General features: G+C 70.0%; 2 protein-coding genes. Both read left to right on the top strand.

The features are described from left to right. Window positions 1-708 (top strand): UDP-N-acetylmuramate dehydrogenase (gene murB / locus GJV64_RS14130; RefSeq protein ID WP_164158085.1); only part of this gene is annotated, 708 nt, incomplete at its 5' end. Then, on the top strand, window positions 705-1,652 hold the full coding sequence (locus GJV64_RS14125; RefSeq protein ID WP_164158083.1) for a D-alanine--D-alanine ligase: 948 nt from the start codon (window positions 705-707) through the stop codon (window positions 1,650-1,652). The genes murB and GJV64_RS14125, both read left to right, overlap by 4 nt. Window positions 1,653-1,753 lie beyond the last annotated feature (101 nt).

Raw genomic sequence — 1,753 nt, 5'->3', positions numbered from 1 at the left:
AGCAACCTGATCGTGCGTGATGGCGGCGTGCCGGGCGTGGTGGTGCGGCTGGGCAAGGCGTTCGGCAAGGTCAGCGCGACAGGCGACACGCTCACCGCCGGCGGCGGCGCCTCGGGAATCGCGGTGAGCAGCGCGGCGCGCGATGCCGGCATTGCCGGGCTGGAATTCCTGCGCGGCATCCCCGGCACGGTGGGCGGCTTCGTGCGCATGAACGGCGGCGCCTATGGCCGCGACGTGGCCGATGTGCTGGTGGAGGCGACCATCGTCACCCGCGATGGCGGCCTCGAAACCCGCGCCCTCTCCGCGCTCGGCTACAGCTATCGCCATTCCAATCTGCAGGACGGCGAGATCGTGGTGGCGGCCCGCCTGAAGGGCCAGCCCGGCGACAAGACCGCCATCCAGGTCGAGATGGACCGCATTGCCGCCGCGCGTGAGGCCAGCCAGCCGCTGCGCACCCGCACGGGCGGTTCCACCTTCAAGAACCCGGCCCCGCACAAGGCCTGGGAACTGGTGCACAACGCGGGCTGCCGCGGCCTGCGGGTTGGCGGTGCCGAAGTCAGCGAGAAGCATTCGAATTTCCTGATCAACAGCCACCACGCCCGCGCCGCCGATATCGAGGCGCTGGGCGAGCTGGTGCGCGCCCATGTGCTGCGCACGAGCGGCGTGGCGTTGGAGTGGGAAATCCAGCGCGTGGGGCGGGTCCAGTGAAGGTCGCGGTCCTCATGGGCGGCTGGTCCGCCGAGCGGGAGGTGTCGCTCACCTCGGGGCGGGGCATCGCCGCGGCCTGCCGCAGCCTCGGCCACGACACGGTGGAAATCGACATGGGCCGCGACGTCGCGCAGCGGCTGACCGAAGCGGCGCCCGACGTGGTGTTCAACGCCCTCCATGGCACGCCGGGTGAGGATGGCACGGTGCAGGGCCTGATGGACCTCCTGGGCCTCACCTACACCCACAGCGGGCTCACCACCTCGGCCATCGCCATCGACAAGGAATTGACCAAGGCGCTGCTGGTGCCGGCCGGCGTGCCGATGCCGCGGGGCAAGCTGGTTGCCAGCGAAAGCCTGTTCACCGCCGATCCGCTACCGCGGCCCTATGTGCTGAAGCCGGTCAACGAAGGCTCTTCGGTCGGCGTTGCCATCGTCACCGGCGAGAGCAACTATGGCCATCCCATCCGCCGTGATGTGCCCGGCCCCTGGACCGAATTCGCGACGCTGCTGGCCGAGCCCTTCATCGCCGGCAAGGAGCTGACGGTTGCGGTGCTGGGTGACGAGGCGCTGGCGGTGACCGAGCTGCAGACCGCGCAGGGCTTCTATGATTACGAGGCGAAATACACCGATGGCCTCACCCGCCACATCTGCCCGGCCGAATTGCCGGCCGAGGTCGAAGCCGCCTGCCTCGCCCATGCGCTGACCGCGCACCGCGTGCTGGGCTGCCGGGGTACCAGCCGCTCCGATTTCCGCTGGGATCCGGCCCAGGGCCTCGCTGGCCTGTTCCTGCTGGAAGTGAACACCCAGCCCGGCATGACGCCATTGAGCCTGGTGCCGGAACAGGCCCGTTATCGCGGCATTTCCTATGAACAGCTGGTTGGCCGGCTGATCGACATGGCGATTGCCGACGCAGCAATCGACAAGGCGGGGGGAGGCAGGGCATGACCGCAGCCGTGCTGAAGCGTGGGGCCCGCGCGCCGCGGGCAAAGGCGCGCAGGGCGCCCATGGCCGGGCTGCAACCGCCCAGCCGCCGGCAGCTGCTCGCC

Origin of the sequence: Sandarakinorhabdus rubra (assembly GCF_010994245.1) — a bacterium.
Classification (GTDB): Bacteria; Pseudomonadota; Alphaproteobacteria; order Sphingomonadales; family Sphingomonadaceae; genus Sandarakinorhabdus; species Sandarakinorhabdus rubra.
The sequence above is the reverse complement of the archived record's forward strand: the minus strand, read 5'-3'. Positions and strand labels throughout refer to the sequence as shown.